At 32.5% G+C, this 4,946-nt stretch carries 7 protein-coding genes and 1 pseudogene; 3 read left to right on the forward strand and 5 right to left on the reverse strand.

The window, feature by feature from the left end; translation table 11 throughout:
• Window positions 1–248: pseudogene (locus PX700_RS21570) on the reverse strand (hypothetical protein); the annotation flags it as partial.
• 482 nt (window positions 249–730) lie between these two features.
• Between PX700_RS21570 and PX700_RS21575 the strand changes: the two are divergent.
• From PX700_RS21575 to PX700_RS21585, 3 genes are read left to right on the forward strand one after another with little or no spacing between them, the layout of a single operon-like run.
• Entirely contained in the window at window positions 731–1,138 is a 408-nt protein-coding gene (locus PX700_RS21575; RefSeq protein WP_446701389.1) for a hypothetical protein, read from the forward strand.
• Window positions 1,096–1,329 (forward strand): hypothetical protein, encoded by a 234-nt coding sequence (locus PX700_RS21580; protein ID WP_446701415.1) that lies wholly within the window; start codon window positions 1,096–1,098, stop codon window positions 1,327–1,329. The genes PX700_RS21575 and PX700_RS21580 overlap by 43 nt, the downstream gene beginning before the upstream one ends.
• Complete coding sequence (locus PX700_RS21585; protein ID WP_446701390.1) at window positions 1,253–1,459, forward strand: hypothetical protein; 207 nt, start codon at window positions 1,253–1,255, stop codon at window positions 1,457–1,459. Before PX700_RS21580 ends, PX700_RS21585 begins: the two co-directional genes overlap by 77 nt.
• Before the next feature lie 271 nt (window positions 1,460–1,730).
• Here the strand turns inward: PX700_RS21585 and PX700_RS21590 are convergent, their stop codons facing one another.
• From PX700_RS21590 to PX700_RS21605, 4 genes are all read right to left on the reverse strand, one after another.
• Window positions 1,731–2,015: a type II toxin-antitoxin system RelE/ParE family toxin gene (locus PX700_RS21590; protein WP_446701391.1), complete on the reverse strand. Its 285-nt coding sequence runs from the start codon at window positions 2,013–2,015 to the stop codon at window positions 1,731–1,733.
• Window positions 2,005–2,244, reverse strand: a complete 240-nt coding sequence (locus tag PX700_RS21595) for a CopG family ribbon-helix-helix protein (RefSeq protein ID WP_446701392.1) — start codon at window positions 2,242–2,244, stop codon at window positions 2,005–2,007. The genes PX700_RS21590 and PX700_RS21595 overlap by 11 nt, the downstream gene beginning before the upstream one ends.
• A gap of 237 nt (window positions 2,245–2,481) precedes the next feature.
• Window positions 2,482–4,101 (reverse strand): methyl-accepting chemotaxis protein, encoded by a 1,620-nt coding sequence (locus PX700_RS21600; protein WP_479521901.1) that lies wholly within the window; start codon window positions 4,099–4,101, stop codon window positions 2,482–2,484.
• Between the two features lie 390 nt (window positions 4,102–4,491).
• On the reverse strand, window positions 4,492–4,806 hold the full coding sequence (locus PX700_RS21605) for a hypothetical protein (protein WP_446701394.1): 315 nt from the start codon (window positions 4,804–4,806) through the stop codon (window positions 4,492–4,494).
• Window positions 4,807–4,946 lie beyond the last annotated feature (140 nt).

Below are 4,946 nucleotides of genomic sequence, written 5' to 3' on the forward strand. Positions count from 1 at the left end.
CCTCTAAACTGGTCAACAGATGCCAAGGTAGGTTTAAATAATACTTGACCGTCATCAAACGCATAGAACTCTTCAATATGTTCAATAGCAGCCTTTCGCTCATTTTTCGCTTTACCAATTTCAACAATACCTTCACCCCATTTCTTTTGGACAATCTCAACTTCAGAAGTTGAAATTGATGCCGCCGACACATTAAGAGATATAAGAGAAGCAACTACACTTGAAGCAAATAATATTTTTATCATCATTTAATCCGATAAGTAATAAAGACATATCATTTGTATGTGTTTTCCCCAAAATTGGCTATTAATTATGTGTATTAATACATTTCAACTTGTAACAATTTCAAAAAGTTATCACAGTATTGGTGATTTTGCATATATTACATTCTGCAGAGGTCGACAATAGACAGTTTTTGCAGTTAATTCATGACAAAGAATTAATCTTTATCAAAAGATGATGCTTCAAAATCTTTTAATTATTTTGTTGAGATATTACCACTTTAGACTCAGCGACTATTGTATTAAAAAAAGCATCGTCGTTAGAAAAGATGGAGACACCTTTGATAAGAAAAATTTGATTTTCCTATTCAGTAAAAGCTCTAACAACCTCAACCAAATCGCTAAGCAAATTCACATCGGCAATAAGGCTGGGATCATCACCAAAGACAGAATGAATAAGGCCATTAAAGATATTGAAACTATCTCAGCCCTTTTAATAAAAGGAATTAATGATGTTAATTAGAGTCAGTGGCGGTAGCTCAGGAATAAGCGATTACCTACGTAATAATATCAAGAATGGCCGTGAACACACACGAGATGAAATAGACCATAGAATTGTTCTTGGTGGGGGTTTAGAAACAACGGAACTCATCATTAATGGCATGAATCCTAATTCTCAACGTTATTTACACATCACCCTGTCATTCAAAGAAGATCACGTAGATAACAAAGTAATGAGTAACATAGTTACTGATTTCAAATCTTTTGCTATGCAAGCCTACAATGAAGAGGAATACAATTTTTACGCAGAAGCGCATATCCTTAAGATTAAAAGTATTGTAGACAAAAAACCGAATCTTATATCCAATATAATATCACTGATAATGGTTTTCAATTTTCTCTTAATAAAAATGTAATGTATTCAGTTGAGTTAGTTGCTCCTTATATGTGGGATTTTATAGTATCAGAATTAGGCTCAGTAGATGATATTGATTTTTTCATCTCACATACTGGAGGGAAAAGAATTTTAGATGAAATTGAACGTTGTTTACAACTTAATTCAAATGCTTTTACATCACTCCAGAGAATGCTTAAAACTTACAGGTAATACCTCAAGTGTTGCCGTTATTGACATTTTAAAAAGACATTTTACAGAAAGAAAAATAGGAGATAAAGGTGTGTTATCAGCTTTTGGTCCTGCATTTACAACTGAAATGGTTATTGGTGAATGGGGCTAATTATAGTGGTCCAAACTGGCCTCCTTTTTATATTAACGCTTCTTGAATAATTTATAGGGCAACCAAATATAAAGTTTTCTAATCAACAATTATTCTGTAATTTCTATTTTTAACAATGCGGCAAACCTCGTGATATTAGGGTCTGACCCACTGCCATATGACAATAGAGTTATGCTTAGTTTGAGTTATATTTGAAGAGAAACGTGATCGCTAGCTAAAAGAAAGGCCGTCAATTTAGGCAACCTTTGCAATTCTGACTATGGCAGTGATCTCACCACTTCTTTGGTAATTTCATTTTGGTTGGAAATACTCTTAATATCTCAACATTATCATCTTTTATTCGATAAGGGATTATATAAGGAAAGTTAGTTAATATAAGCTCTCTAGTTCCAAATACCCTTCCCTTTCTCCCTAATGATGGTTGTTCTTTTAGGTGTTCTGTTAAACTTTTCACTTCTCGAATAAAGATTTCTGCTGAATTCGGATTTCGTTCATATAAATAAGTTGCTGCTGAATCAAGATTGACCAAAGCTGTATTTAGCCATTTAATTTTCATTTACGCCCCATTTATTAAAGATAAATGACACATCTTCATTTGAAGCAAAATCGCCTAAATCAGCTTCTTTTATTGCCTTATTTATTTCTGCTATCTGCCATGACTCTTTTTCTAAATAATCTTGAAGAGCTTGTTTTGCTAGCCATGATTTTGTTCTACCTGTTGATTCAGCTAGATAAGATAGTTGTTGCTCTAAACTATCAGGAATTCGCACTGACATTGAGGCCATGTTAAATCTCCAATTTATGTATTACGTTGTATACAGTGTAATACATAAAGAAGAAGTTAAGCAATATCTATACTTTAAAAATCATCTATGACATTAGAGTATGCCTTAATGTCACATGATAATGAAGTTATGACTCATTTTAGCGATATTTGAATTAAAACGTGATCCAAATCTAAGAAAAAAAGCCGCCAAATTTTAGGCGACCTTTACGATTCTTACTTTAAAAGTTATATTAAATTATCCATTTAATTTAAAGAAAGACTGCTCTTGATTTTGCTTTTCAGCCAATAAAGCTAACTCATTAGCTGTTTGCTGGGTTTGATTTATCGCTGCAACATTATCTCTCACTAAATCAAACGTACTCATTGTATTTCTAGCTATTTCTTCCGTCACGCTGTATTGCTCTTGTGAAGCGGTTGTAACTAACTCATTAATATCTGATATCGCTTGTACTGAATAAGCAATATCAGAAAATGACGCCTTTACATTTTCTGATAATGCAACTGACTCTTGAATAGCGGTCACATTAAGCATCATATTTTCATTCACTTTTTCTGATTGGTCTTGAAGTTTAGCTATTATCGCTTGAATATTTTTTGTCGACTCTTGAGTTTTTGCGGCTAGGCTCCTAACTTCATCAGCTACAACAGCAAAACCTCGTCCTTGCTCTCCTGCACGAGCGGCTTCAATCGCAGCATTTAACGCTAATAAATTAGTTTGCTCTGAGATAGCGCTAATAACACTAGTAACATCACCAATATCAATCGCATTATTTTTTAGTGTCTCAATCATATGTGCCGTTTCTTGTACTGAGCTATTAATACTTTTAGTTAGTAAAATAGATTCATCTAACGCTTTATTACCTCGCTGTACATTATCACTTGCTTTAATGGTCTCTTCTTCTGCCTGAACTGCGTTTAAAGATACTTCTTTTGAGGTACTTGATAACTCACTAATCGCGGTTGAAATTGCTTCCATTTGTGATAATTCACTTTGAGTGTTGTTAGCTATATTTTGCATAACCACCGTTAATTCTTCAGCAGACACTGTTACATTTTCAGAAATATGAAAAGAAGAATTAATCACACTTGAGAGTTTTTCATTAAGAGCAATTATTGACGCATAAATACCCGTTTCCTTACCGGTTACTTCAAATTTACTGGATAAATCACCATTAGCCATTTTATCAAAAATAGTCAAAATATTATCCAGTTCACTACCTAACGTGATTTTATAGTTTCTAAAAGAAAAGAAAATAAATAATCCAACAAATAAATTAACGACAATACCGATGAATATTCCTTTAGATAAAAAAGCATAGAAGATATCTTGAGCGACTTTATCCTGTATACCACTACCTAAATACCAATGCCAACGCTGACTTTTTACTGCTATTGAATTAATTTCGGTAGTAACATTGAGGTTAGTAGATAGCCATGAATAAGTAACTACACTGCCTAAGGCATTAACTAACTGACTTCTTAAATTATTTTCAGCCTCTTCTCCAATAATCTCACTAAATTTTTCGCCTACGATTTGTGGATCTAATGGCGCAGCAATAAACACCAAATTTTCATCTGTTGCCCATATATATTCGTTATCCGTATACACTAGATCTTGAAGCGCATTTGCAGCGAGCTTTTTAGCTAAATTTTCATCCAACTCGCCATTATCAGATTTTTTTTCAAAGAAAGAGACCATATTAACTGCATTAGTTAATAAATGTTCTAACCGCGTTTCGTTACTACTTATCACAGTAGATCTAACATTTAAAGCAGCAATGACAATTGACGTAAAAACAATCACAACAAAAAATACATATGTTAAAAACACTTTGATATTTGCACTTATATTCACTTTTTTTACCCATTGTAAGTGAACTATTAGTTAATTTTCATGAGTTCACTTAATACCAAAACAATTAAGAACTGAAATATACCCCAGTTACCTACGACCCCATAATTATTTATATTTCTAACAATAATTTTTAAGGTCATTCAATGTAAAGGTAAATGGCTTCAATCATGATTGAAGCACTACTTCGTTTGAGAGCGTGACATTAGGGTTTGCCTTAATGTCATATGACAATGAAGTTATGACTCATTTTAGCGAAATTTGAATTAAAACGTGATCACAAGCAACAAAAAGTCCGCTAAATTTTAGCGGACTTTGCTGTTCGTTATGAAAAATGAACGATCATTCATTCCGTCGCATTACGAGTGTTATGTTTTATACTTCAAGTGGTAACTAATTTACATTGAATACCTGTCTATTTGCTAAATAAGTATAATAATACGATTGATATAATGACAAATCAGAGCACCAATTTTCTTCTATATTTAATATCATTGATTCAAAATCAGTTGGTTTCCCAAGGTTATCGATGTAAGGCGTAATCACTTTTTCTTTTACCATTAGCTCAATATCTTTTTGTGCTTGTGTCTGAGCTAATTTGTGTGCATACACCCTCATATTATTATCTAACTTGATAACATCCGAACAAGAAACAGCACCATAAGATACAGAAGAGAATGAAATTAATAAAAATAATAGATATTTCATAATTTACCGAAGAGTTTGTTTTGTTATAAAACAAATATCTTATTTACCCACGAGAATAAACAATATTGTTATTACTTTGCGTATTTTTTCGCAAAATAATAACAGAAAAAATGCTAAAATTTTAGATACGCGATATGCCC

The sequence above is a fragment of the Pseudoalteromonas sp. TP27 genome (assembly GCF_056470645.1).